This is a genomic window from Rhizobium sp. UBA1881 (assembly GCF_002338015.1).
Taxonomy (GTDB): Bacteria; Pseudomonadota; Alphaproteobacteria; order Rhizobiales; family Rhizobiaceae; genus Rhizobium.
Map to the genome: position 1 here is coordinate 1 of NZ_DDHH01000071.1, position 23,625 is coordinate 23,625.

Genomic DNA, 23,625 nt, shown 5'->3' on the forward strand with positions numbered 1-23,625 from the left:
GAGCGGCTGCGGCTCGGCGGCGCGCAGTTTTTCGCGGGCGACGGCGGCGGTGCCGGCGACGGCATCGTTGCTGGTATCGGCGGTAAAGGCGATAGCGACGGGCAGGCCGGCGCTATCGGCGTCGTCGATCAGCGCCTCGGCAGTCTGAACGCGGCGTTCCCAGTCGGGCGCGGTTGCCCAGCCATTATCGACGAAGAGCACGAGCGGGCCGCCCGCGGCGATCGAGCTGGTGCGCGGGTTGAAGACCGGATCGGCGATGGCGAGGATGACGGCGGCGGCGAGCAACATGCGCAGCAGCGTCAGCCACCAGGGGCTTTGGGCCGGCGTTTCCTCGCGCTTCAGCACTGTGGCGAGGATGCGCAGCGGCGGGAAGACTTCCGTCTTCGGGCGCGGCGGGGTCAGGCGCAGCAGCCACCAGATGACGGGAAGCGCCACGAGGGCGCCGAGAATGGCCGGATAGGCAAAGGCGAAGGGAAGCGCGTTCACAGCTGGCCTCCATGCGTTGCTTTCCCGGGCATTCCGGAGAGATGCATGTGGACGGCGACCAGCGCCTCGGAGGCGAGGTGATCGGTGCGATGGCTGATGAAGGTCCAGCCGAGGTGGCGCAGGCTCTGGCCAAGACCGTCGCGGCGGCCGAGATAGGCGCGCGTATAGGCGTCGCGAATGTTTTCGGCGCGGCCGGAGGTGAGCTTCAAGCCGGTCTCGGGATCGGTGAACTCGGTACGGCCAGTATAGGGAAACAACTCCTCGGCGGGATCGGCCACCTCGATGACGTGGCCGCGCAGGCCGCGACGGGCGAGCGGGCCAATGCGGGCCATCACGGCCTCGGCATCATCGAGGAAATCGCCGATCAGCACGAGGTCGCTCGAGCCGCGGATCATGGCGGTATCCGGCAGGCCGCCGGTGAGCGGCGCGTGCATCAGGGCGACGGCAAGGCGTTCGGCGGCGTTGCGGGCGGAGATCGGTTCCATCACGCCGGGGCAACCGACGCGTTCGCCGGAGCGGGCGAGGATTTCGGCGAGTGCCAGCATGATGACGAACGCGCGGCTTTCCTTGGAGACGCTGCCGAAGGTGGACTTGTACATCATCGACGGCGACATGTCGGCCCAGAGCCAGATCGTGTGGGCGGCTTCCCATTCGCGGTCGCGGATATAGGTGTGGTCGTCGCGGGCCGAGCGGCGCCAGTCGATGCGCGCCAGGCTCTCGCCTTCGCTATAGGGCCGGAATTGCCAGAAATTCTCGCCGATCCCACGCTTGCGGCGGCCATGCCAGCCGGCGATCACGGTGTTGGCGATCCGCTTGGCCTCGACGAGGCAATCCGGCAGCAGGCTGGCGCGCTGCCTTGCACGTGCAAGGGCATCGCTGCCTGGGGTCGGAGTGACGGTCTGTCCGATCGATGCCACGCGTGAGGCTTCCTTCCTGAGCTTAGCCCTTGGCCTGCTTCACCAGCCCGGCGATGACGTCGCGCACCGACATGCCTTCGGCGCGGGCGGCGAAGGTCAGCGCCATGCGGTGCTGCAGCACGGGTTCGGCCAGCGCGTGGACATCGTCGAGCGACGGGGCGAGGCGGCCTTCATAGAGCGCGCGGGCGCGGGCGCAGAGCATCATTGCCTGGCCGGCGCGCGGGCCGGGGCCCCAGGCGACGTTCTTGTCGGTTGCGGCGTTGCCCTGGCCGGGGCGAGCGGAACGGACGAGCGCCAGGATGCCGTCGACCACCTTGTCGCTGACGGGCATCTGACGGATCAGCGTCTGGATCTCGATCAGGCGCTCGGCACTGAGCGCGGCCTGCGGCTTGGTTTCGGCAAGGCCGGTGGTGTCGAGCAGGATTTGCCGTTCGGCGGCGAGTTCGGGGTAGTTGACGTCGACCTGCATGAGGAAGCGGTCGAGCTGTGCCTCGGGAAGCGGATAGGTGCCTTCCTGCTCCAGCGGGTTCTGGGTGGCGAGCACGTGGAAGGGCGTCGGCAGGTCGTAGCGCTGGCCGGCGACGGTGATGTGGTACTCCTGCATCGCCTGCAGCAACGCCGACTGGGTGCGCGGCGAGGCGCGGTTGATTTCGTCGGCCATCAGGAGCTGAGCGAAGACCGGACCCTTGACGAAGCGGAAGGAGCGGCGGCCGGTCTCGTCCTGGTCCATCACTTCGGAGCCGAGGATATCGGACGGCATCAGGTCGGGCGTGAACTGGATGCGGTTGGCGCCGAGGCCGAGCACTTCGCCGAGCGTGGTGACCAGCTTGGTCTTGGCAAGACCGGGGACGCCGACCAGCAGGGCGTGGCCGCCCGAGAGAACGGCGAGCAGCGTGTTTTCGACGACGCTCTCCTGGCCGAAGATCACCTTGGCGACCTCGCTCCTCACTGTGGCGATATCGGCAAGCGCTTTTTCTGCTGCGGCGACGATCGCCTTTTCATCGAGGGGGGCTTCGGTCTTCATCATACCCATCAGGCATCTCTCCAGCGGCTGATCTCATTCGTCGCGAATCGTCGGACTTTTACACGTGTGCCTCATACCCGATAGAGTTATGAAGATGTTGCGGGCTGACAAGTTCGTTTCGAATGACTATCTCGTGACATTCCTGCGTTAAGTGCAAACAGAGACGGAACAATGGCAACCGAAGAGATCAAGGCAGCGACCGATGCCGCGGATCTGGCCGCGCTGATTTCGCGCGCCGCGGGTGATGGTGGCGATGCAAAACGCGGTCTTCCGCCCGTCGAGAAATGGAATCCGCCGTTCTGTGGCGATATCGACATGGAGATCCGCGCCGACGGGACGTGGTTCTACATGGGGACGCCGATCGGCCGGGCGCCGCTGGTGCGGCTGTTTTCCACGGTTCTGCGCAAGGATGAGGATGGCAAGACATACCTCGTAACTCCTGTGGAAAAAGTCGGTATCCGGATCGTCGATGCGCCGTTCCTCGCTGTCGAGATGAACGCCTCCGTCAGGGACGGGCAGGCGGTGCTGACCTTTCGCACCAATGTCGGCGATGTCATCGAGGCTGGCAAGGAGCATCCGATCAGGTTTGTCATTCACGGCGATAACAATGAGTTGAAGCCATACCTGCATGTGCGCGGGCGATTGGACGCGCTGGTATCGCGGGCTGTCATGTACCAGCTCGTGGAGCTTGGCGAGACTGTTGATGTCGACGGGGTCGCGATGTTCTGTCTGCGCTCCGGCGGCGAGACCTTTCCCGTTATGCCGGCGGCTGAACTGGATGCGCTGTCGCGATGATAGAGATTCAGACCAAGGACGGCGCGCTTTATTCCGCAGCCGAATTCAGACGCCGGGCAATGCACCAGATGGGCGGGCCGGTCGATCTGTCGTGGCGCGAGCATGGCGACCATATCCTCAATCCCGAGATCATCGCCCAGGTGGAGACCTTCAAGCTCAGGGACGCCGCCGTGCTGGTGCCTGTCATCGATGACGGCGACGAGGCGCGGGTGATCTTCACGCTGCGCACCTCGACGCTGCGCAAGCATTCCGGCCAGATCGCCTTTCCAGGCGGCAAGATCGATGGGGCGGACGAGACGCCGGAGCAGGCCGCTATGCGCGAGGCCGACGAGGAGATCGGGCTGAAGGGCTCGTTCGTCGAGACGGTGGCGCGGCTGCCTGTTTATCTGGCCTCGACGGGGTTTCGCATCACGCCCGTCTTGGCGGTGGTGCAGCCCGGCTTTGATCTCAAGCTCAATCCCGATGAGGTCGACGACGTCTTCGAGGTGCCGCTCTCCTTCCTGATGGCGCCCGGCAATCACATTCGCGACAAGCGCATGATCGACGGGCTCGACCGACATTTTTATCGCATGCCCTATGAAACCAGAATGATCTGGGGCATCACCGCGGGCATCGTCCGCACGCTCTATGAAAGGCTCTACGCATGACCAACCTTGCTCATGAAGCATGGTTCAACGACCCGGCGCTGAAGCGCGTTTTCTCGCTGCTCAATGCCGATGGCGGCGAGGGGCGCGTGGTGGGTGGCGCCGTGCGCAACAGCCTGATGGGGCTAGATGTCAGCGATATCGACGTGGCGACGACGCTGACGCCTGACGTCGTGATCGAGCGCGCCAAGGAAGCCGGGATCAAGGCCGTGCCGACGGGCGTCGAGCATGGCACGGTGACGCTCGTCATCGACCGCAAGCCGTTCGAGGTGACAACGCTGCGCGCCGATGTCGAGACCGACGGGCGGCGGGCGACGGTGGCGTTCAGCACCGACTGGCAGACGGATGCCGAGCGACGCGACCTCACGATCAACGCGCTTTACGTGGGCGAGAACGGCGAGGTGGTCGATCTTGTCGGCGGGCTTGTCGATATCGAGAAGCGGAACATCCGCTTCATCGGCGATGCCGCGACCAGGATCAAGGAAGACTATCTGCGCATCCTGCGCTTCTTCCGCTTCTTTGCCTATTACGGCTCTGGGCGGCCGGATGCGGACGGGTTGCGGGCGGCCGCGGCTGCCCGCTCCAAGCTTTCGACGCTGTCGGCCGAGCGGGTGTGGTCGGAGATGCGCAAGCTGCTGTCGGCGGACGATCCGGGGCGCGCGCTATTGTGGATGCGCACGGTGGGCGCGCTAACGGAAATTCTGCCGGAGACCGAAAAGTGGGGCATCGACGCGATCCCGGCGCTGATCGCGACCGAGAAGGCGCTCGGATGGACGCCGGATCCGCTGCTGAGGCTGGCCGCGATCGTGCCGCCCGATGCCAAGCGGCTGGAGGCGATGGCGGCGCGGCTGAAGCTAGCCAATGCGGAAGCGGTGGTTTTCAAGGCCTGGGCGAATGCGGCGCCCATCAACGACGAAATGTCGACGGCGGCCTTCGATCGGCTGCTTTATCGCAACGGCGCTGAGGGTATCATCACACGGCTGAAGCTGGCGCTTGCGGTGGCGCGCGGGAAGGCTGAGGGCGACATGGCGGAGATGGCACGATCGGCGCGGCTGAACAAGCTGCTCGATCACGCCAATGCATGGGTGAAGCCGAGCTTTCCTGTGAATGGCGGGGATGTGATCGCTGCAGGCATTCCGTCGGGCCGGCAGGTCGGGGAGACGTTGGCCACGCTGGAGCATCAGTGGGTGGAGGAAAACTTCGCCTCCGACCGGGCGACCTTGCTCGCCCGGCTTTCTGATCGCGTCAGATGATCAGGCCGCGTTCGCTTCGTTGCGGATGCGGGCCTTGATGTTGTCGACCATGTTTTCGCGGATGATGGTTTCGCCATGCGCGGATTTCATATGGTCGACAGCGCGGCGCACGACTTCGGCGTCGTCGCTTGCGCGTGTGTGCCAGCTGCATCCGGGGACCAGCGTTCCACATTCGAAAAGTCTCATCGTCTCCTCCTGACTTGAGTTCTCAATGACGCTTATGCGTTTTGTGGGAATGCTCCAGGGACGGGAAGGTTCCGGCTGGTTGTCGCACCGGCCGTAGGGATCGCATGTTTCACGCGATCGTCGATGTGTCCGTTCCCCGGACGGTGAGCCCGATTACTCGGGCATCGCCCATGCGCGGTAGCAATCCGTGTGGGCGCTGTTGTTCTGGCCCTTGGTGCGGCGCGACAACTCCTCGGCGGACAGGCCGCCGGCGAGTTGAAGCTTGACCTGTTCCACAAAGCAGGAAAGGGGCAGATCGGACCCGCTCTTGGCTTTCAGCGCTTCGGCCAGCCTGTTGAGCATCTCGGGTGTGTCGATTGGGCGGGGTGGCGGTTGAGCACCTGCCGCCGCCGGTGTTCCACTCTGTATCGTCATGACAATCCTCCTCCGATTGTTGAACGCGTACATGCATGAAATGGGTATCCGGTCCGCTTATTAAAAGCCTCTCACGATCAAATTGCCGATCTTTCCTCCCAGTTACGGCCAGCGAACGGCGGGGGGTAGCGATGAGAGAATGGACTCGACATTCCCACCCGTTTTCAAGCCGAAGATCGTTCCCCGGTCATATAGCAGATTGAACTCGACATATCGCCCACGGCGAATCAATTGTTCTTCACGATCTTGTTCTGTCCACTGTTTATTGAAGTTGGAGCGAACAATCCGTGGATAAACCATCGCAAAGGCGCGGCCGACATCGCGGGTGAAGGCGAAATCGGCGCTCCAGCCGCCTGCCTCCTCGCTCGAATGCAGCCAGTCGTAGAAGATGCCGCCCGTGCCGCGCGCTTCGTTGCGGTGCTTGAGGAAGAAGTATTCGTCGCACCACTTCTTGTAGGCGTCATAATCGGCGACGCCGGCGTGGCTGCGGCAGGCGATCTCCATCGCCTTGTGGAACAGGCGGGTGTCGTCGTCTTCCTGGGTGCGCCGGCGGTCGAGCACCGGCGTCAGGTCGGCGCCGCCGCCGAACCAGCGGCTCGACGTCACCACCATGCGGGTGTTCATGTGCACGGCGGGGACGTTGGGGTTCACCGGGTGGGCGATCAGCGAGATGCCCGAGGCCCAGAAGCGCGGATCGTCCTTGGCGCCGGGCATCTGGGAGCGCAGGTCGGCGCTGAATTCGCCGTAGACGGTGGAGGTGTGGACGCCGACTTTCTCGAAGACGCGGCCTTCCATCATCGACATGCGACCGCCACCACCGGCGCCGTTCTCGCGCTTCCAATCCTTGGCGACGAAACGGCCCGGCTCACGATCGGAAAGCGGTCCTGCGAGTTCATCCTCGATCGCTTCGAAAGAGGCGCAGATCTGGTCGCGCAGGCCCTCGAACCAGGTGCGGGCCATCTCCTTCTTGTCCTCGATATCCGCGGGCAGGCCGATCGGAAGTTCGGGTCGTTCCATAGTCGTCGTCTCCGGTACGCGCGCGGGCAAAATTCGAGTCACACCCGCTTCAATCGCCCCTGATAGCAGGTCGTTTGGCATAGCGCCAACAGCCCAACGGCGTTGGTGAGCAGGCTTCAGATTCGACTCGCAATATTCAGGCGTCGATACTACCTTTCCGTTAGGGTCAAAACTCAATCAGGATAGGGGTTCTGTTGACGATGACGGGATTGGATGGAAGCAAACAAGCGCAAGGGAAGACCTCTTGGTCTTGTCGAGCATTGTTTGCGATCAGGCGGCCCGTCATCGCCAACCCTGCGGGCAAGCTGTATTTTGTGCCTGCGGGCGTCGGAAAGGTTTGAAAATGATGGGCATTTCCCGCACCTCTCCTCCTACTCAGACACAAAATACAGCTTGCAGAACCCCTATCCTGATTGAGTTTTGACCCTGGAGGTAGGTTGTATGACGAAGATCCCAGGACCGCCGTCATTTGACGGCTTGAAACGAAGGATTGCCAAGCACCGGGCCGAGGGCACGCCGCGCAAGAACGACCGGTTCGTGCGGCAGACCTATTGTCTGGCGCTGCTCGATGCGCGCGCAAAGGCCCGCGAGTGGTTCGACGAGTACCCCAAGGCCGCCTACTGGACCGAGGTCGAGAGCTGGCGCCAGCTCGACGGCGACCAGATCGAGTTTACAATGCGGCGTCTGCCATCGGCCGATTGAGGTCTATTCGGCGGCGTCGCGCAGGCGGCTTTCGATCAGGAGGCCGCTTTCATCCAGGATCGGATGCGCGACCGAGACGATATGGGCGTTGATGCGCTTCAGGTCGCGCAGCATGTCGAGATGCAGCGAGCTCGTCTGCAGGCTGTCGGCGCGTCCGTCGCGCAGGCGCTCCAGATGGCGCTCGGAGGATTGCTTCTCCATGCGGCGCACTTCCACTTTCACTTCCATCAGCTGACGGGCGAGATTGAAATCACGGGTGACGAAGATCGTCTGGGCGATGCGCAGGTTCTCCAGCGTCAGATGAAAGAGCTTGCTCAGCTCCTCGTAGCCGTCCTCGGAGAACTTCAAACCGAGCGACACCTTCTTGGCGACCTGCGGCAGCAGGCCCTTTTCGATGATGTCGCCGATATGCTCGAGATTGATCGCATAGTCGATGATAACGATCGAGCGGCGTCCGTCCTCTTCGCTGAGGCCGCCTCGGCCGAGCTTGGAGAGGTAGATCTTCACTTCCTGTTGCAGGCTGTCGACGCGCTTTTCGAGGCTCGCGATTTCTGTCAGCTTCGACATGTTGTTGCGCTCGAAGGCGTCAGCCGCGCGCTGCAGCATGCGCTCGATCAGGTCGCCGACCCCCAACACTTCGCGGGTGGCGCTGGCGAGCGCCACGACCGGCGTCGAGAGTTCCTGCGGATCGAGATAACGCGGCGCGTTGTCGGCCTGCTCGTCCTCGGGGACGAGCTTCAGCATCAAGCGCGACAGCAGGCGCGAGAAGGGCCAGGCGAGGGCCGCAAGCAGGAGGTTGAAGCCGAGATGGGCATCGACCGGCAGCTTGGCGGGAGACAGCGGCAGGGTTTCCAGGAGATCGGCGCCGAAGCCGGCGAGCGGCAGCGCGATCAGGCAGCCGATGGCGCGGACGATCAGATTGCCGAGCGTGACGCGCTTGACCGAGGCCGGGCCGGAAAGCGAGGCGATGACGGGCGGGATGGCGCCGCCGAGATTGGCGCCGAGCACCAGCACGATCACAAGGCCGGCCGACAGGATGCCCGTCGAGGCGAGCGACAGGATGAGGACGACGGCGGCGAGGCTGGACGAAGAGATGAAGGCGATGCAGGCCGAAAAGGCGAGCGCCACCGGCCAGGCATTGTCGAGCAGGCCGATGAAGGCCGAGAGCGCCGGCGACTGGCGCATCGGCTCGGTGGCGCTGCTCAAGAGGTGCAGCGACAGCAACATGAGGCCGATGCCGATCAGCGCCTGACCGCCGCCCTGGCGGGAGGTCGAGCCGCCGCGATAGAGCACGATGCCGGCGAGGATGACCAGCGGCGACAGCCACTCGATGCCGGTTGCGACGATCCAGGCGGTGACGGCGGTGCCGACATTGGCGCCCAGAAGCACGATCTGCGCCATGCGCGGCTTGACCAGCTCGCGCTCAACGAAAGAGGCGACCATCAGGGCGGTCGCGGTGGAGCTCTGCAGCGCGATGGTGGCAACGAAACCGGAGACGAAGGAGCGCAGGCCGCTCTTGGTGCCGGAGGCAAGCCCCGTCCGCAGCCGCGCGCCGAAAGCGCGCGATACGCCATCCTTCACCTGCGACAGGCCGAACAGCAGCAGGGCTACGGCGCCGAACAGGTTGATCATGACGATTGTGGATTCCATGCGGGCTTGTCTTTTTCTATCTCTTGGCGCCTTCAGTGGCGCGTTTTGCGACTCTCTGGTTGCGGCAAACCATTGAAATATCGGCATATCGTCCGATTTTTTGTTTGTCCGGCTAAAAATTATACGCCTGATCGGCGATTTCACAACGCCGTTCGCGACATTATGCGCCGCTGAACCGGCATTTCCGTGGCAGGGTCAGGACCAGACGGTCTGGCGCATGGCTTCGCCCGTGATCATCGCCGCCGATACCGCGACATTGATGGAGCGCTGGCCCTCGACCATGGGCACGAGGATGCGGGCATCGGCGGTGTCGTGCACATGGTCGGGCACGCCGGCACTCTCACGGCCGAAGAGCAGGATGTCGTCAGAGCGGAAGCGGAAGTCGGTGTAGCGGCCGGATGCCTTGGTGGAGGCCAGCACGAGGCGGCGGCCGGTGGTTTTGCGCCAGTCCTCGAACTGCTCGAAATTGACATGGCGGGTGAGGGCGGCGGCGGCGATGTAATCCATTCCGGCGCGCTTGAGGTTGCGGTCGGAGATGTCGAAACCGGCGGGTTCGATGATATCGACGGCAAAGCCGAGGCAGGCGGCAAGCCGCAGGATGGTGCCGGTGTTGCCAGGAATATCGGGCTGATAGAGTGCTATTCTGAGGTCCGCCATGATCGCCCCGTTTGATCGCTTCTGTCCGGCCTGACCTAGTGCAAGTGCGGTTTTGGTGCAACAGCCTGCTTTTTGGGCGCGAATCTTTGGCTTTCGGCAAGTTTGGCCTGGAAAACGCGTCAATTTCGCGTTATCGGTGCATATCTTCAATCGCCAACAAGGGAGCGCCAAGATGAATGCATTGCCGTATGTCAGCCTCCCGTCCGCCAATCTGCGGATCATGGCGACCCGACGCTCCTAAAGCGTCCTTTTCTTTCTGATTTCCCTTTCGTAATCCATTGCGCGGCCATGTTGGCCTCGTCCCTTGAACGTCCACTGCCCATATAAGCCGTTGCGCGTCTGTGCCGGCGAGGGCAGGAACGCTGAAGTTCGGAGCATTTTCATGTTTGGCTGGTTTGAACAGCGTCTCAATCCTTTCCCCTCCGAGGAGCCCGGCGTTCCTCCGAAGGGGCTGTTTGCCTTCTGCTGGCACTACACTAAGCCCGCGGCCCCCTGGCTTGCGGCCATGGCCGTGTTGACGATGCTGATTGCGGTCGGCGAAGTCGCGCTGTTTCAGTTTCTCGGCAATATCGTCGACTGGCTGACGCATGCCGATCCGAAGACCTTCCTCGAGACCGAGGGTTACAAGCTCTACTGGATGGGGGCGCTGATCCTGATCGGCCTGCCTCTGGCGGCGGTGGCGGATTCCGTCATCATGCACCAGGTGCTGATCGGCAACTATCCGATGATCGCCCGCTGGCAGATGCACCGTTTCCTGATGCGTCACAGCATGACCTTCTTCGCCAACGAGTTCGCCGGACGCGTGGCCACCAAGGTGATGCAGACATCGCTTGCCGTGCGCGAGACAGTGATGAAGATCCTCGACGTCTTCGTCTATGTCGTCAGCTACTTCATCTCGATGATCGTGGTCATCGCGGCGGCCGATTGGCGGCTGATGATCCCGATCCTGGCATGGCTCGGCGTCTATATCGCCATCGTCGCCTACTTCGTACCGCGTCTGCGCAAGATCGCGGCGATGCAGGCGGATGCGCGTTCGCTGATGACCGGCCGCGTCGTCGACAGCTACACCAACATCGCGACGGTGAAGCTGTTCTCGCATGCGGGCCGTGAGGAGACCTATGCCAAGGAGGGCATGGACGGCTTCTTGCAGACCGTGCACCAGCAGATGCGTAAGGTCACGATGTTCCACGCATCGGTTTATATCAACAACTGCGTGGCGCTGTTCGTGATCTCGGGCCTGTCGATCTGGTTCTGGCTGAACGGCGGCATCTCGGTCGGCGCGATCGCGATTGCCATCGGTCTTGCCATGCGCGTCAACGGCATGTCGCAGTGGATCATGTGGGAAGTCTCGGCGCTGTTCGAGAATATCGGCACGGTCTATGACGGCATGGAGATGATGACGAAAGAGCACGACATCACCGACAAGCCGGGCGCTTCGTCTCTGACGGCCAAGAAGGGCGCGATCCATTACGACCGGATCGGCTTCCACTACGGGAAGGGCAAGGGCATCATCGAAAACCTGTCGCTCGACATCAAGGCGGGCGAGAAGGTGGGTCTGGTCGGCCGCTCCGGCGCCGGCAAGACGACACTGATGAACCTGTTGCTGCGCTTCTATGATCTTGAGGGCGGTCGTATCACGATCGACGGTCAGGACATCTCGCATGTCTCGCAGGAGAGTCTGCGCGAACTGATCGGCGTCGTCACGCAGGACACGTCGCTGCTGCACCGCTCGATCCGCGACAACATCGCCTATGGCCGTCCGGATGCGACCGACGCGGAGATTATCGAGGCGGCCAAGCGGGCCAATGCCTGGGACTTTGTCGAGGGCCTCGTCGACATGCAGGGGCGCAAGGCGCTCGATGCGCAGGTTGGCGAGCGCGGTGTGAAGCTCTCGGGCGGCCAGCGCCAGCGTATCGCGATCGCCCGCGTCTTCCTCAAGGACGCGCCGATCCTGGTGCTCGACGAGGCGACCTCGGCGCTCGATTCCGAGGTCGAGGCGGCGATCCAGGAGAACCTGTTCGCGCTGATGGAGGGCAAGACGGTCATCGCGATTGCCCACCGTCTGTCGACGCTGACGGAGATGGACCGGCTGGTCGTGCTCGACAAGGGCAAGATCATCGAGGCCGGCTCGCATGTCGAACTGGTGGAGCAGGGCGGGGTCTATGCCGACCTCTGGAACCGCCAGTCGGGCGGCTTCCTGGCCGATCACTCGGATGAGGATGGTGTCCAGAACGAGGCTGCGGCCGAGTAAGGCAGGCTCCCCCGCTCCGCCCTGCATGCGGAGCGGGGGGATTTGACGAATGTCAAAAATAGCACGGCGTGCGTGCGGAGGCTCATTGATTGCGACATAAAAACACGCGCCGGTGGTAAGTTTTTGTTTAGCGGAGACTGGCACAAGGGTTTCATCAATTTAGCATTGTTTGAAATTTTCAGGTGCCAGCCATGAGCTCTCTCAAGATCAAGATTCTTCTGCCCGCGCTATTTGCCTTCATCGTCTTCATCCTGATCGCGCAGGGCGCTGCCGGCATGCGGTCAGTGTGGCAGCTCAACAGCCAGGCCGAAAGCATCAGCCTGCGGATGGACAAGTCGCTGATGATCGCGGAGATGGAGCGTCGCGTGTCCGATGTCCGTCGCCTCTATCTCGCGGTGCTCGCTGCCGTCAGCGAGGAAGAGCAGAAGACGCTTCTGGCTCAGATCAAGACCGCCACAGCGGCTCGCGAAACCGCGATCAAGACGTTTGAAGCCGCCCAGTCGGCCGGCCCGCGTCCGCGCTTCGAACAGCTCAAGGCAATCATCGCGGATTACGACAAGCTTGGAGACCAGTTCTCCAGCCTGCTCGTCAGTGCAAGAACCAGTGATGCCAAGGCAGTCATCGAGAAGATGACGCCGATGGGTAACAGCACCGGTGAAATTCTGCAGGGAATGATCTCAGACAATCGCGCCGCTGCCGGCAACGACAAGAAGGCCGCGGCCGACGCGACCGAGATCGTGACTATCGCAACGATAGCAGGTGTTGCTATTGCCGTGCTTCTCGCAATCGGCGCAGCTGCGCTGAGCCTGGTGCGCGTCACGCGGCCGATCGGGGTGATCACGCAATCGATGAACGCACTGGCAGCCGGCGACAATCAGGCGGCCATTCCCTATGCCGGCCGCCAGGACGAGATCGGCGAGATGGCCGCTGCCGTTGCCGTATTCCGCGACAACGCGCTGGAGCGCGAACGCCTTGAGCGGGAGACGGAAGCCAATCGCTCGATGAGCGAAAGCGAGCGGATTGCGCGCGAGGAGCAGAAGGCGCGCGAGGCGGCCGAGGTGTCGTTTGCCGTCGACAATCTGGCCCGCGGCTTGAAGAGCCTGTCCGACGGCGACCTGACTGTCCGTATCGAGCAGAGCTTTGCCGGTCAGTTGGACCAGCTGCGCAGCAACTTCAACGAATCCGTCCATGGCCTGGAACGCGTGCTGCGCGTGGTCGGCGAAAATGCCCGCAAGATCGATGCCGGCGCCAACGAGATCCGTGCAGCGTCCGACGATCTGGCGAAGCGCACCGAGCAGCAGGCTGCTTCGGTCGAGGAGACGGCGTCGTCGCTCGAGCAGGTGACTACGGCGGTCCGCGATACGGCTCAGCGCGCCGGGCAGGCGGGCGAACTGGTGGAGACGACCCGCAGCGGCGCCGAGCGCTCCGGCGTGATCGTCGAGCAGGCGGTTGCGGCCATGGAGGCCATCGAGACCTCCTCGAACGGGATCTCCAACATCATCGGCGTGATCGACGACATCGCCTTCCAGACCAACCTGCTCGCGCTGAATGCCGGTGTCGAGGCAGCGCGCGCCGGTGAGGCGGGCAAGGGCTTCGCGGTCGTGGCGCAGGAAGTGCGCGAGCTCGCCCAGCGCTCGGCCAATGCCGCCAAGGAGATCAAGACTCTCATCACCAAATCGGGCGATCAGGTGCGTCAGGGCGTTGAGCTCGTCGGCGAGACCGGCCGGCAGCTTGCCGTGATCGTGTCGGAGGTTCAGGCGATCAACGGCAATGTGTCGGCCATCGTCAGCAGCTCACGCGAACAGTCGACAGGCCTCAGCGAGATCAATGTCGCCGTCAACCACATGGATCAGGGCATCCAGAAGAATGCGGCGATGGTCGAGCAGACGACGGCCGCTACTCACAGCCTGGCGCGGGAAGCGGCAGCGCTGATCGAGCTTCTCTCGCAGTTCAGGCTGAGCGAAAGCCAGGCTGCCTCGATGCGTGTCGCTTCGCAGGCGAGCGATCAGCCCGTCCAATCGCCAGCCCGCGCGCTCGGTGCCCGTGTTGCCCGCGCCTACGGCTGAAGACTTGATATCAAGCACAATTGAAAACGCCCTCCCTGGGATATCGGGAGGGCGTTTTCATTTTATAATCAGTCGCTTGGATGTGTCTTCTCAGTGCCTGTCGGCACTCAGGCTGTCCGCCCAGTCGATGATGCGATGGCCCTCTACCGCCATGCTGCTGGCAAAGGCAAGCGTGCGCAACGCCATCAACCGACGCTGCTCTTCACTATCGATCCAAGCGGCAACGGCTTCCGCCACGACCTGGTCGTGCGGTACGCCGAGCTGCTCTATAACCGCATCGAGTCTTTCCGCCAAAGGCAACGGTATGCTCGACACGAGTGTCCTCTTTTGCATTGTGGCCGTCTCCCGTGAAATCTCATGCTATTCCCACATTGTGGCAGGACATGTCTCATTCAACGACGATGCCGTCGATGTTACCAATCATTACGAAAATATTAGGCTGGTCCGGCGAACGGATTGCTTTCCCCATCCGGCGGATAAGCCTATATCGCAAATATGCTCCTAAATCGACTCTTTCGTGCCTTTGAAACCTGGATTGATCCCTTCCAACCGCGCGACAACATTCAGCCGCCGCGGTCGACGACGGGCTTCATCTGGTTCTATATCGGCCAGGCCAAGCTCCCCTTCATCGCGATGCTGGTTCTCGGCGGCATGTCGGCCGCGATCGAGGCGGCGTTGTTCTGGTTCGTCGGGCGCGTCGTCGATATTCTCGCCAGCATCAAACCCGACGTCGGCTGGCACGGCTTGCTCGCCGCGCATGGCTTCGAGCTGTTCGGCATGCTCTTCCTCATCGGCCTCGTGCGCTTCATCGTGCAGCTTGTGATCGCGCTGGTCGATCAGCAGGTGATCACGCCGGGATTCTACAATCTGGCGCGCTGGCAATCCTACCTGCATGTGTCACGGCAATCGCTGTCCTTCTTCCAGAGCGACTTCTCCGGGCGGATCGTCACGAAGGTTTGGTCGGCGGGGCAGGCGACGGGCGATCTGGTGACATCGCTGATGGAGAGCGTCTGGTTCGTCGGCATCTATGCGGCGACGACGCTGGTGCTCGTCGCGCGTCTCGACCTGTCGCTGGCGGTGGTCGTGCTGTGCTGGCTCGTGGCCTTCGGGATTCTGGCGCGCTACTTCGTGCCGCGCATCCGGCGCCACTCGCGCGATACGGCCGAATCCGCCTCGATACTCAACGGGCGCATGGTGGATGCCTATAGCAACATCCAGACGCTGAAGCTCTTTGCCCGCGACGAAGAGACCGATCGCTACATGCGGCAGGGCTTCGATACGTTCCAGGCGACGGTGCTGCTCTTTACCCGCTTCATCACCGGCGTGCGCGCTTCGATGGCGCTGCTCTCGGGCATCATGATCGTGACCATGGCGGGGCTCAGCGTGCATCTTTGGCTGCAGGGGCTGATCAGCTCGGGCGCGGTCGCGTTTTCGCTGGCGCTGGTGCTCAGGCTCAACTTCCTGCTCGGTCGCCTGATGACGCAGTTCAACGGCATCATGCGCAATCTCGGCACGATCCAGAACTCGGCGGAGCTCATCTCCAAGCCGCTCGGTCTCGTCGACAAGCCGGATGCGCCGGATCTTGTCATCGCCGAGCCCGGCATCCGCTTCGACGACGTGTCCTTCCACTATGGCAAGGGCAGCGGCGTGATCGACCATTTCTCGCTGACCATCGCTCCCGGCGAGAAGGTCGGCATTGTCGGGCGCTCCGGCGCCGGCAAGTCGACGCTCGTGAACCTTCTGCTGCGGCTCTACGATCTCGAAGGCGGGCGTATCCTGATCGACGGGCAGGATATCGCCGGCGTCAGGCAGGAATCGCTCAGGATGCAGATCGGCGTCGTCAGCCAGGATACCTCGCTGCTGCACCGCTCGGTGCGCGACAACATCCTCTTCGGTCGCCCGGATGCAGGCGAGGCAGGACTGGTCGAGGCGGCGCGTCGCGCGGAGGCGATGGGCTTCATCCAGCGGCTGGAGGATCAGCAAGGGCGCAAGGGGTTCGACGCGCATGTCGGCGAACGCGGCGTCAAGCTCTCCGGCGGGCAGCGGCAGCGGATCGCGATTGCCCGGGTCATGCTCAAGGATGCGCCGATCCTGGTTCTCGACGAGGCGACGTCGGCGCTGGATTCCGAGGTGGAAGAGGCGATCCAGACGAACCTCAACCGGATCATGGACGGCAAGACGGTCCTGGCGATCGCGCACCGGCTGTCGACGATCGCAGCGCTCGACAGGCTGATCGTCGTCGACAAGGGGCGGATCATTCAGGAGGGCACGCACGAGGCGCTGCTGCGCGATGGCGGGCTCTACGCCGAGCTCTGGGCGCGGCAATCGGGCGGCTTCCTGGCGGCCGATCTGGAAGAGGTCTAGGCGTTCCAGCTCATCCGCCGCTAGCGATCGATGGCGATCTCGGCCATCAGCCCGTAGTGGTTGGAACCGGCATTGTCTTCGATCTGCCTGACCGAGACCAGCCGCAGGGGCGGGCGGGTGAGCACGTGGTCGATGGCGATCCCCAGCTTGCCGGCTCGGGTCGGCCATGTCGCGGGCTCCGGAAACACCGTGTTCAGGCCGGTGGCGCGGACGAAATCCTGAATATGGGGATCGATAATGGCCGAGTTGAAATCGCCGGCGACGATGAGCGGTCCATCCACCGACTTGACGACTTTGCGGAGATCCCAGAGTTCGTCGACCTGGAAATCGTCGAAATAGGGCTTTGCGAGGTGGACGGAGGCGAGGTGGACGGGCGTTCCGTCGACATCGATCGTCACCTGGACGAGACGGTTGGGCCACAGATCGCCGAGGGTTCTCACGCCTTGCTCAAGGAACGGGCGCTTGGAGAGCACCAGCGTATCGCATCCCGGCGTGCCGACGCCGCAGCCGATGCGATAGGGGTAGGTCGCGGACATGCGTGGAAGCTCCGGCAGCAAGGGCGCGGCTTCGAGGATGTTGACGACATCGGCGCCGGAGGCGATCACGTCCTCAGCGATACGGCGGCTGTTTTCGAAATTGTCGTTCTCGATGTTGAAGGACATCAGGCGCAGCAGCGGGCGCGGCGCGGTTGCCGGCGGGGTGGCTTCGAATTCCTTCAGCATCAGCACGCCGTGGCCGGCAAGCAGCACCGACACGCTAAGCAGCAGGTAGGCGTACCAATGCCGCCTTATGAGGATCAGGACAAGGCTTGCGGCGAGTGCTGCGAGCGCGAAATGAACCTGAAAGCTGTAGACGAAGGCAAGCAGCCAAGTGTGCGTGAGATAACGCAAAGAAATGGCCGCAAGCAGCAGCGACACGAGAACACTGCCCACGCAGAATAAAGTGTGTCTCATAGGATGGCACCGGGCGTGAGCGAGTAATATTTCGGCCACGTAACACGCGGCCGGATATGTTGCAACGCAACACTGTTGCAGCCGCGCGATTGTCCTAAAGAATCAACTCTGAAGGCCCGCGACATTGTGCCCTCTTGCCCTGCCGAGGCTGGACATAATTGATGATCGATAATAGAACGCGCCTTAGTGGGTGGGGAATCTAAGTTCGAATATCTGTATGACAGATTCGTCGCCTTGGAGGGATGGCGCGGAAAATTCCGCGAAGTTTGGGCAGAGGATGTTAAGCCGTGAGCGAACACGAAACGACAGGCGGGGTCTCTAGCGAGCCCACACGCCGTGATTTCCTTTATTTAACCACGGGTATGGCAGGCGCCGTCGGCGCCGTCTCTGTCGCATGGCCGTTTATCGACCAGATGCGTCCCGACGCTTCGACGCTCGCTCTGGCTTCCATTGAAGTCGACGTGTCGAGCCTCGAGCCTGGCATGTCGCTGACCGCCAAGTGGCGCGGCAAGCCGATCTTCATCCGCAACCGTACACCTGAGGAAGTGAAGGCTGCAGATGACGTTCCGTTGGCGGAGCTCAAGGATCCGATCGCGCGCAACGCCAACCTCGCCGCCGACGCGCAGGCGACGGGTGTCGACCGTTCGGCCGGCAAGGACAAGGAAAACTGGATCGTCATGATCGGGTCCTGCACCCATCTTGGCTGCGTTCCGCTCGGCCAGGCCGGCGAATACAACGGGTGGTTCTGTCCCTGTCATGGCTCGGTCTACGATACGGCCGGCCGCATACGGAAAGGCCCGGCACCGCAGAATCTTGCGATTCCGACCTATTCGTTCGTTTCCGACAAAGTTATCAAAATCGGTTGAGGGGGACTGATTTATGAGTGGCCATTCCAGCTACGAGCCATCAACCGGCCTTGAGAAGTGGATCGATGCACGCCTGCCGCTGCCTCGTCTCGTCTATGACAGCTTCGTCGCCTATCCGGTTCCGCGTAACCTGAACTACGCCTACACCTTCGGCGCCATGCTGTCGGTGATGCTGATCGTGCAGATGCTAACAGGTATCGTGCTCGCCATGCATTATGCGGCGGAAACATCCGTTGCCTTCAATTCCGTCGAAAAGATCATGCGCGACGTCAACCACGGTTGGCTGCTGCGCTACATGCACGCCAACGGCGCGTCGTTCTTCTTCGTCGCGGTCTATCTGCATATCGCCCGCGGCCTCTATTACGGCTCCTACAAGGCGCCGCGCGAAATCCTCTGGATCCTCGGCGTTCTCATCTATCTGCTGATGATGGCGACCGGCTTCATGGGCTACGTTCTGCCCTGGGGTCAGATGTCCTTCTGGGGCGCCACCGTTATCACCGGCTTCTTCTCGGCATTCCCGCTGGTCGGCGAATGGGTGCAGCAGTTCCTGCTCGGCGGCTTTGCGGTCGACAATCCGACGCTGAACCGCTTCTTCTCGCTGCACTACCTGCTGCCGTTCGTCATTGCCGGCGTCGTCGTGCTGCACATCTGGGCGCTGCACGTGACCGGCCAGACCAACCCGACTGGCGTCGAGGTCAAGACCAAGACGGATACGGTGCGGTTCACACCTTACGCGACGCTCAAGGATGCGCTCGGCGTATCGGTGTTCCTGCTGGTTTACGCCTATTTCGTCTTCTACCTGCCGAACTTCCTCGGCCACGCCGACAACTACATCCCGGCCGACCCGTTGAAGACGCCGGCGCATATCGTTCCGGAATGGTACTTCCTGCCGTTCTACGCGATGCTGCGCTCGATCACCTTCAACATCGGACCGATCGATTCCAAGCTGGCTGGCGTTCTCGTCATGTTCGGCGCCATCATCGTGCTGTTCTTCCTGCCGTGGCTCGACACGTCCAAGGTTCGCTCAGCGGTCTATCGCCCGTGGTACAAGATGGCTTACTGGCTGTTCGTGATCAACGCGATCATCCTCGGCTGGCTCGGTTCGCAGCCGGCGGAAGGCCTCTACACCACGATCTCGCAGATTTGCACGCTGCTCTACTTCGCTTTCTTCCTGATCGTCATGCCGGTCCTGGGTCTCGTCGAGACGCCGCGCCGGGTGCCGAACTCGATCACCGAGGCAGTGCTGGAGAAGCGCAACAAGTCGGTCGCTGCCGAAGCGGCCAAGGCATGAGCGGGCGGCGAGAGGGAACACACATCATGAAAAAGCTTGTTGCAAGCATCCTGTCACTCGCAGTCGTCGGCTGTCTCGGGAGCGCGGCTGTCGCGCAGGAGGCAAAGCCCGCCGAACATCACGAGGCGGCGACCCCGCATTATCCGCTGAAGGAGCCGAAGGAGGTCGACTGGACCTTTGCCGGTCCCTTCGGCCACTATGACAAGGGCCAGCTGCAGCGCGGCCTGAAGGTCTACACCGAAGTCTGCGCCGCCTGCCACTCCATGCACCTCGTGCCGTTCCGCATGCTGGGCGATCTCGGCTACTCGGAAGCGCAGGTCAAGGCGTTCGCCGCCAACTACGAAGTGCAGGATGGCCCGAACGCCGCCGGCGACATGTACAGCCGCAAGGCCGTGCCGTCGGACTACTTCCCGTCGCCGTTTGCCAACGCCGAAGCGGCGGCTGCGTCCAACAACGGTGCGGCGCCGCCGGACTTCTCGCTGATCGCGAAAGCCCGCGAAGTCGAGCGCGGCTTCCCGCGCTTCATCTTCGATATCTTTACGCAGTACCAGGAAGGCGGGCCGGATTACATCTACTCGCTGCTGACCGGCTACGAGAACCCGCCTGAAGGCACGACCGTGTCGCAGGGCCAGCACTACAACCCGTACTTCCACGCCGCCTCCGTCCTCGCCATGCCGCCGCCGCTGTCGGATGGCCAGGTGACCTATGACGACGGCACCGCCGGTACGGTCGACCAGTATGCCAAGGACGTCGCCTCGTTCCTGATGTGGGCCGCCGAGCCGCATCTGGTCGAGCGCAAGCACACCGGCTTCATGGTGATGATCTTCCTTTTGATCTTCACCGTGCTGATCTACCTCACCAAGCGGTCGGTCTACGCCCGCAAGGACCACTGAGGATATCAAATGCTTGATAGGAAAGGCGCTCTTCGGGGCGCCTTTTTTGTTGGGAAGGGGACGGGGGCTAGCGGCTAGAGATCACCGAAGGCTTCTTCGTCTTCAGGGCTTTCCCATTCCGGGAAAAAGCTGGTCGCGGAAGCCAGATCATCGCTGACGTCTTCGTCGCCCTCCGGCAGGTTCGGACCTTCGATGTGCTTGAACCAGATCGCGACGTCGGTAATCTTCACGCGTGGCTGCATGGGTGCGCCCCTTGGCCTGTCGTATGGTCGATATGGCATGATATCCCAGCTTGAAATTGAATCAATCAGCTGCCGGCTATCCGCATTTGTCGAGGATGCGGCGAAACGGCTATGGACAATCGGCGCTCGGCGGATCAGTTTGCGCGCAGACTCTTCTAGGAATAAGGCATTCATCCGCCCATGGCTCACGCAGTAGACAACGAACTCGTCAAGGCGATCCGCTCCATCCGGGATTACCCAAAACCCGGTATCATCTTCCGCGACATCACCACGCTGCTCGGCGATGCGCGCGCGTTCCGGCGGGCGGTGGATGAGCTGGTGCAGCCTTATGCGGGGATGAAGATCGACAAGATCGCCGGCATGGAGGCGCGGGGCTTCATTCTTGGCGGCGCCGTGGCGCATCAGCTTTCGGCTGGCTTCGTGCCGATCCGCAAGAAGGGCAAGCTGCCGCATGATACCGTGCGCATCGCCTACAGCCTGGAATACGGCGTCGACGAGATGGAAATGCATATCGATGCGGTGAAGCCGGGCGAGAAGGTTATCCTTGTCGACGATTTGATCGCAACGGGCGGAACGGCTGTCGGCGCGACCCAGCTTCTGCGGCAGATGGGCGCCGAGGTGGTTTCGGCTTGCTTCGTCATCGATCTGCCGGATCTCGGCGGGCGCGCGAAGCTGGAGGCGCTCGGCGTCGACGTGCGGACGCTGGTCGAGTTTTCGGGCCACTGAGGCTGGCTACGCAGCCGAACTTTACTCGAATTCGAGGACGCTGCTTTCGAACCTGACAACCGGTTCGCCCGCGACATAGCCTTCGCAGAGTATGGTGTTGAGGATGCGGCCCGGGCGTGAGGCCATCGGGCGGCTCGACAGCAGGGTGACGGCGTAATCGACGGTTTCGCTCGCGAAAACCGGGCGGATCCACTGCAGGTCCTTGAATCCGGCGGCCGGGCCGAGCTTGGGCGGCGTATGGCCCTCGCGGGCGATTTTCTTGCTCTCGGCGATCCAGTAGGCGACGAATGTCGTCATCCAGCCGGCGCATGTGTGCCAGCCGGAGGCGCAGAGGTCGCCGAACAGGCTTTCGCGCGCGGCTTGCCTGTCCACATGGAAGCGCTGCGGATCGTAGCGGGTGGCGAAACGGATGATGTTTTCCTCGGTGAAGGCGTAGCTTCCCGTCTCGGTCTTCTCGCCGAGCGTGTAGCGATCGAGCATCCTCATGCGCTTGCTCCCGTTTGCGCTTCGGACGAGGGGGCCATGCGGAACATGATCGGGTTTTCCGAAACGCAGACCGTATCGCCGCGCTGGTTTTCGAGCTCGTGGCGGAACTTGACGATGCCGATGCCCGGGCGGGACCGCAAGGCGCGCGCCTCAAGCACGGTCGAGTGGCCGGAAAGCGTGTCGCCGGCGATCACAGGCCGGCGCCATTCCATGATGTCGATGCCGGGTGCGCCCTCGGAGAGCGAGTTCAGCAAATAGCTGTCGATCATCATCCGCATCAGCATCGCCGATGTGTGCCAACCCGATGCGGCGAGCCCGCCGAGAATGCTGGCGCGTCCGGCCGCTTCGTCGGTGTGCATCGGCTGCGGGTCGAACTCGCTGGCGAATTCGATGATTTCTTCCGCCGAGACCGTAACAGGTCCGAGCGCGAAGCGGCGACCGGGGTGAAAGTCTTCGTAGGCCAGTGTCTGATCGGACAAATTCGTCTCCACGTCATAGGCGTTTCACCACGATTACAATAGCATGCGGCGTCACTCAACGATTCCAGCGAGAATTCCGCATGTCCGAACTGAAGTCGATCCTTGACGAGGCTGAACGAGAGGGGATCATTCCATCGCAGGCTTCCGAGCGGCTGTTGTCGTTTCTCGTGGCGCGCGGCGTCAGGGCGGATGCCGCCGTATCGTCCGCGCGGGATGAAGCAGCGGGTGGTGCCGCTTTTTCCGACACGGAGACGCCGAGCTTCGTGCGCGGGTTCCACGATGTGCTGATCACCATCGGTATCGTGGTCGCGCTTGCCGGCCTCTGGGGCATCGGCTCCATCTATGCGGTGTTCCCTGCCATCATCGTGCTTGCCGAGATCCTGGTGCGCCGCCAGCGGCTGGCGCTGCCTGCGGTGGCGCTGACGATTGCGCTGGCGCTCTGGACGGGGGCGGTGTCGGCGATGTTGCTGCAGGGCTCGCCTCAGATCATCGGGATCGGAGACAATAATGAGGGGCTGCAATACACGCTGGCCTTTCCCGTCGTGCTCGGTCTCTTCTATCTGCTTTATCGGATACCGCTCGCCTTTGCGCTCGCAATCATGGGCGCCGTGGTCGTCGCGCTGCAGCTCGTGCTGCGCCTGCTGGGCTGGCTGAGCGGCGATCCGCTCTATGCGGTCACGCATGGCGGCGTGCTGTCAATGCTGGCGGTTGCCTGCGCGGTCGGGCTGTTTGCGCTCGCCATGCGCTTCGATCTCAAGGATCCGCTGCGCCGGACCGTCAATTCCGACATTGCCTTCTGGCTGCATCTCGGCGCAGCACCCGCGCTGCTTTACAGCATCCTGTGGCTTTCCGGCGGCGGGCCGGGGGCGCTCAGCGGGCTCGACACGGTGTCGATGCGTACGCCTATGGTGGTGATCACAGTCATGGCGCTGATGCTGGTGGGGCTGATCATCGACCGACGCGCCTTCGTGACGTCGGGACTGGTATCGCTGGGGGCTGCGCTCTACGGGATCTTCCGCCAGGGTAATGCGCAGGTGGATACCTACATCTTCGTCACGCTGCTGGCGGTGGGCGTGATCGTTCTCATCATCGGCACCGGCTGGATGCCGCTTCGGCGCGCCGTCGTGCGCCGTCTGCCTGATGGCATGCAGAAGAGACTGCCGCCCGCTTAAAGCGTGTTGCTAATCCTTCGGATTCGCTCGCCACGCTTTAAGTTTTTGTTCCGTCGCATGTCGGTTTCGCAAAACCGCTGCGCACTTTTGC

At 62.6% G+C, this 23,625-nt stretch carries 25 protein-coding genes; 12 read left to right on the forward strand and 13 right to left on the reverse strand.

Annotation, left to right across the window (positions count from 1 at the left end; all coding sequences use genetic code 11):
* From B3605_RS08055 to B3605_RS08065, 3 genes are all read right to left on the reverse strand, one after another.
* Nucleotides 1-486: BatA domain-containing protein (locus tag B3605_RS08055; protein ID WP_296433498.1), on the reverse strand; the 486-nt coding region annotated here is incomplete at its 3' end.
* Nucleotides 483-1,403 (reverse strand): DUF58 domain-containing protein, encoded by a 921-nt coding sequence (locus B3605_RS08060; protein WP_112941084.1) that lies wholly within the window; start codon nucleotides 1,401-1,403, stop codon nucleotides 483-485. The genes B3605_RS08055 and B3605_RS08060, both read right to left, overlap by 4 nt.
* A 22-nt stretch (nucleotides 1,404-1,425) precedes the next feature.
* Nucleotides 1,426-2,436, reverse strand: coding sequence for an AAA family ATPase (locus tag B3605_RS08065; RefSeq protein WP_112941083.1), 1,011 nt, complete (start codon nucleotides 2,434-2,436; stop codon nucleotides 1,426-1,428).
* Between the two features lie 162 nt (nucleotides 2,437-2,598).
* Between B3605_RS08065 and B3605_RS08070 the strand changes: the two genes are divergently transcribed.
* The 3 genes from B3605_RS08070 to B3605_RS08080 are packed head-to-tail and all read left to right on the forward strand — an operon-like array spanning nucleotide 2,599 to nucleotide 5,119.
* A complete protein-coding gene (locus B3605_RS08070; protein ID WP_112941082.1) occupies nucleotides 2,599-3,222 on the forward strand; it encodes a DUF1285 domain-containing protein in 624 nt (207 codons plus the stop codon).
* Nucleotides 3,219-3,869: a CoA pyrophosphatase gene (locus B3605_RS08075; RefSeq protein WP_112941081.1), complete on the forward strand. Its 651-nt coding sequence runs from the start codon at nucleotides 3,219-3,221 to the stop codon at nucleotides 3,867-3,869. The genes B3605_RS08070 and B3605_RS08075 overlap by 4 nt, the downstream gene beginning before the upstream one ends.
* Nucleotides 3,866-5,119 carry a CCA tRNA nucleotidyltransferase gene (locus B3605_RS08080; protein WP_112941080.1) on the forward strand — a complete coding sequence of 418 codons (1,254 nt, stop codon included), beginning with the start codon at nucleotides 3,866-3,868 and terminating at the stop codon, nucleotides 5,117-5,119. Before B3605_RS08075 ends, B3605_RS08080 begins: the two co-directional genes overlap by 4 nt.
* Here B3605_RS08080 and B3605_RS08085 read toward each other — a convergent pair whose 3' ends face one another.
* The 3 genes from B3605_RS08085 to hemF all read right to left on the reverse strand — a co-directional run bounded on the left by B3605_RS08085 (nucleotide 5,120) and on the right by hemF (nucleotide 6,736).
* Nucleotides 5,120-5,305 carry a DUF1059 domain-containing protein gene (locus B3605_RS08085; protein WP_018897362.1) on the reverse strand — a complete coding sequence of 62 codons (186 nt, stop codon included), beginning with the start codon at nucleotides 5,303-5,305 and terminating at the stop codon, nucleotides 5,120-5,122. It lies immediately after the preceding gene.
* 153 nt (nucleotides 5,306-5,458) lie between these two features.
* A complete protein-coding gene (locus B3605_RS08090; RefSeq protein WP_112941079.1) occupies nucleotides 5,459-5,719 on the reverse strand; it encodes a hypothetical protein in 261 nt (86 codons plus the stop codon).
* Nucleotides 5,720-5,821: 102 nt separating this feature from the next.
* On the reverse strand, nucleotides 5,822-6,736 hold the full coding sequence (gene hemF, locus B3605_RS08095) for an oxygen-dependent coproporphyrinogen oxidase (protein ID WP_112941078.1): 915 nt from the start codon (nucleotides 6,734-6,736) through the stop codon (nucleotides 5,822-5,824).
* A 441-nt stretch (nucleotides 6,737-7,177) separates the two neighbouring features.
* On the opposite strand from hemF, the gene B3605_RS08100 reads away from it, so the two are divergent.
* Entirely contained in the window at nucleotides 7,178-7,438 is a 261-nt protein-coding gene (locus tag B3605_RS08100) for a hypothetical protein (RefSeq protein WP_018897365.1), read from the forward strand.
* 3 nt (nucleotides 7,439-7,441) lie between these two features.
* Here B3605_RS08100 and B3605_RS08105 read toward each other — a convergent pair whose 3' ends face one another.
* Nucleotides 7,442-9,088 (reverse strand): Na/Pi cotransporter family protein, encoded by a 1,647-nt coding sequence (locus B3605_RS08105; protein WP_047506123.1) that lies wholly within the window; start codon nucleotides 9,086-9,088, stop codon nucleotides 7,442-7,444.
* 195 nt (nucleotides 9,089-9,283) lie between these two features.
* Complete coding sequence (locus tag B3605_RS08110; protein ID WP_112941077.1) at nucleotides 9,284-9,745, reverse strand: tRNA (cytidine(34)-2'-O)-methyltransferase; 462 nt, start codon at nucleotides 9,743-9,745, stop codon at nucleotides 9,284-9,286.
* A gap of 382 nt (nucleotides 9,746-10,127) precedes the next feature.
* Between B3605_RS08110 and B3605_RS08115 the strand changes: the two genes are divergently transcribed.
* Nucleotides 10,128-11,996 carry an ABC transporter ATP-binding protein gene (locus B3605_RS08115; protein ID WP_296433499.1) on the forward strand — a complete coding sequence of 623 codons (1,869 nt, stop codon included), beginning with the start codon at nucleotides 10,128-10,130 and terminating at the stop codon, nucleotides 11,994-11,996.
* A gap of 191 nt (nucleotides 11,997-12,187) precedes the next feature.
* Nucleotides 12,188-14,062, forward strand: coding sequence for a methyl-accepting chemotaxis protein (locus B3605_RS08120; protein WP_112941076.1), 1,875 nt, complete (start codon nucleotides 12,188-12,190; stop codon nucleotides 14,060-14,062).
* A 90-nt stretch (nucleotides 14,063-14,152) separates the two neighbouring features.
* On the opposite strand, the gene B3605_RS08125 is transcribed toward B3605_RS08120, so the two are convergent.
* Nucleotides 14,153-14,395, reverse strand: coding sequence for a hypothetical protein (locus B3605_RS08125; RefSeq protein WP_183795130.1), 243 nt, complete (start codon nucleotides 14,393-14,395; stop codon nucleotides 14,153-14,155).
* Between the two features lie 162 nt (nucleotides 14,396-14,557).
* On the opposite strand from B3605_RS08125, the gene B3605_RS08130 reads away from it, so the two are divergent.
* Nucleotides 14,558-16,426, forward strand: coding sequence for an ABC transporter ATP-binding protein (locus B3605_RS08130; RefSeq protein ID WP_112941075.1), 1,869 nt, complete (start codon nucleotides 14,558-14,560; stop codon nucleotides 16,424-16,426).
* 20 nt (nucleotides 16,427-16,446) lie between these two features.
* Here the strand turns inward: B3605_RS08130 and B3605_RS08135 are convergent, their stop codons facing one another.
* Entirely contained in the window at nucleotides 16,447-17,379 is a 933-nt protein-coding gene (locus tag B3605_RS08135) for an endonuclease/exonuclease/phosphatase family protein (RefSeq protein ID WP_112941074.1), read from the reverse strand.
* Between the two features lie 287 nt (nucleotides 17,380-17,666).
* Between B3605_RS08135 and petA the strand changes: the two genes are divergently transcribed.
* From petA to B3605_RS08150, 3 genes are read left to right on the forward strand one after another with little or no spacing between them, the layout of a single operon-like run.
* Nucleotides 17,667-18,245 (forward strand): ubiquinol-cytochrome c reductase iron-sulfur subunit, encoded by a 579-nt coding sequence (petA, locus tag B3605_RS08140; RefSeq protein WP_112941073.1) that lies wholly within the window; start codon nucleotides 17,667-17,669, stop codon nucleotides 18,243-18,245.
* 13 nt (nucleotides 18,246-18,258) lie between these two features.
* Complete coding sequence (locus tag B3605_RS08145; protein ID WP_018897374.1) at nucleotides 18,259-19,536, forward strand: cytochrome b; 1,278 nt, start codon at nucleotides 18,259-18,261, stop codon at nucleotides 19,534-19,536.
* Between the two features lie 26 nt (nucleotides 19,537-19,562).
* Nucleotides 19,563-20,429, forward strand: a complete 867-nt coding sequence (locus tag B3605_RS08150; protein WP_047506103.1) for a cytochrome c1 — start codon at nucleotides 19,563-19,565, stop codon at nucleotides 20,427-20,429.
* A gap of 74 nt (nucleotides 20,430-20,503) precedes the next feature.
* Here the strand turns inward: B3605_RS08150 and B3605_RS08155 are convergent, their stop codons facing one another.
* Nucleotides 20,504-20,671 carry a hypothetical protein gene (locus B3605_RS08155; RefSeq protein WP_162725119.1) on the reverse strand — a complete coding sequence of 56 codons (168 nt, stop codon included), beginning with the start codon at nucleotides 20,669-20,671 and terminating at the stop codon, nucleotides 20,504-20,506.
* A 180-nt stretch (nucleotides 20,672-20,851) separates the two neighbouring features.
* Here B3605_RS08155 and B3605_RS08160 point away from each other — a divergent pair, with 180 nt between their 5' ends.
* On the forward strand, nucleotides 20,852-21,397 hold the full coding sequence (locus tag B3605_RS08160) for an adenine phosphoribosyltransferase (protein ID WP_018897378.1): 546 nt from the start codon (nucleotides 20,852-20,854) through the stop codon (nucleotides 21,395-21,397).
* A 21-nt stretch (nucleotides 21,398-21,418) separates the two neighbouring features.
* On the opposite strand, the gene B3605_RS08165 is transcribed toward B3605_RS08160, so the two are convergent.
* Both B3605_RS08165 and B3605_RS08170 read right to left on the reverse strand, forming a co-directional pair.
* The gene (locus tag B3605_RS08165; RefSeq protein ID WP_112941072.1) at nucleotides 21,419-21,883 is read right to left on the reverse strand and encodes a MaoC/PaaZ C-terminal domain-containing protein; all 465 of its coding nucleotides are present in this window, start codon (nucleotides 21,881-21,883) and stop codon (nucleotides 21,419-21,421) included.
* Nucleotides 21,880-22,362 carry a MaoC family dehydratase gene (locus B3605_RS08170; protein WP_112941071.1) on the reverse strand — a complete coding sequence of 161 codons (483 nt, stop codon included), beginning with the start codon at nucleotides 22,360-22,362 and terminating at the stop codon, nucleotides 21,880-21,882. The genes B3605_RS08165 and B3605_RS08170 overlap by 4 nt, the downstream gene beginning before the upstream one ends.
* Nucleotides 22,363-22,442: 80 nt before the next feature.
* Between B3605_RS08170 and B3605_RS08175 the strand changes: the two genes are divergently transcribed.
* Nucleotides 22,443-23,534, forward strand: a complete 1,092-nt coding sequence (locus B3605_RS08175; RefSeq protein ID WP_112941070.1) for a hypothetical protein — start codon at nucleotides 22,443-22,445, stop codon at nucleotides 23,532-23,534.
* Nucleotides 23,535-23,625 lie beyond the last annotated feature (91 nt).

Excerpts from the sequence above, each read along its gene's own strand:
- B3605_RS08080 (WP_112941080.1), top strand. The coding sequence starts at position 3,866 with ATGACCAACCTTGCTCATGAAGCATGGTTCAACGACCCGGCGCTGAAG.
- B3605_RS08115 (WP_296433499.1), top strand. The coding sequence starts at position 10,128 with ATGTTTGGCTGGTTTGAACAGCGTCTCAATCCTTTCCCCTCCGAGGAG.
- B3605_RS08105 (WP_047506123.1), bottom strand. The coding sequence starts at position 9,088 with ATGGAATCCACAATCGTCATGATCAACCTGTTCGGCGCCGTAGCCCTG.
- B3605_RS08085 (WP_018897362.1), bottom strand. The coding sequence starts at position 5,305 with ATGAGACTTTTCGAATGTGGAACGCTGGTCCCCGGATGCAGCTGGCAC.
- B3605_RS08130 (WP_112941075.1), top strand. The coding sequence starts at position 14,558 with ATGCTCCTAAATCGACTCTTTCGTGCCTTTGAAACCTGGATTGATCCC.
- B3605_RS08150 (WP_047506103.1), top strand. The coding sequence starts at position 19,563 with ATGAAAAAGCTTGTTGCAAGCATCCTGTCACTCGCAGTCGTCGGCTGT.
- B3605_RS08175 (WP_112941070.1), top strand. The coding sequence starts at position 22,443 with ATGTCCGAACTGAAGTCGATCCTTGACGAGGCTGAACGAGAGGGGATC.
- B3605_RS08160 (WP_018897378.1), top strand. The coding sequence starts at position 20,852 with ATGGCTCACGCAGTAGACAACGAACTCGTCAAGGCGATCCGCTCCATC.
- B3605_RS08065 (WP_112941083.1), bottom strand. The coding sequence starts at position 2,436 with ATGGGTATGATGAAGACCGAAGCCCCCCTCGATGAAAAGGCGATCGTC.
- B3605_RS08155 (WP_162725119.1), bottom strand. The coding sequence starts at position 20,671 with ATGCAGCCACGCGTGAAGATTACCGACGTCGCGATCTGGTTCAAGCAC.
- B3605_RS08090 (WP_112941079.1), bottom strand. The coding sequence starts at position 5,719 with ATGACGATACAGAGTGGAACACCGGCGGCGGCAGGTGCTCAACCGCCA.
- B3605_RS08135 (WP_112941074.1), bottom strand. The coding sequence starts at position 17,379 with ATGAGACACACTTTATTCTGCGTGGGCAGTGTTCTCGTGTCGCTGCTG.
- B3605_RS08145 (WP_018897374.1), top strand. The coding sequence starts at position 18,259 with ATGAGTGGCCATTCCAGCTACGAGCCATCAACCGGCCTTGAGAAGTGG.
- B3605_RS08120 (WP_112941076.1), top strand. The coding sequence starts at position 12,188 with ATGAGCTCTCTCAAGATCAAGATTCTTCTGCCCGCGCTATTTGCCTTC.
- B3605_RS08075 (WP_112941081.1), top strand. The coding sequence starts at position 3,219 with ATGATAGAGATTCAGACCAAGGACGGCGCGCTTTATTCCGCAGCCGAA.
- B3605_RS08070 (WP_112941082.1), top strand. The coding sequence starts at position 2,599 with ATGGCAACCGAAGAGATCAAGGCAGCGACCGATGCCGCGGATCTGGCC.
- B3605_RS08165 (WP_112941072.1), bottom strand. The coding sequence starts at position 21,883 with ATGAGGATGCTCGATCGCTACACGCTCGGCGAGAAGACCGAGACGGGA.
- B3605_RS08110 (WP_112941077.1), bottom strand. The coding sequence starts at position 9,745 with ATGGCGGACCTCAGAATAGCACTCTATCAGCCCGATATTCCTGGCAAC.
- B3605_RS08100 (WP_018897365.1), top strand. The coding sequence starts at position 7,178 with ATGACGAAGATCCCAGGACCGCCGTCATTTGACGGCTTGAAACGAAGG.
- hemF (WP_112941078.1), bottom strand. The coding sequence starts at position 6,736 with ATGGAACGACCCGAACTTCCGATCGGCCTGCCCGCGGATATCGAGGAC.
- B3605_RS08125 (WP_183795130.1), bottom strand. The coding sequence starts at position 14,395 with ATGCAAAAGAGGACACTCGTGTCGAGCATACCGTTGCCTTTGGCGGAA.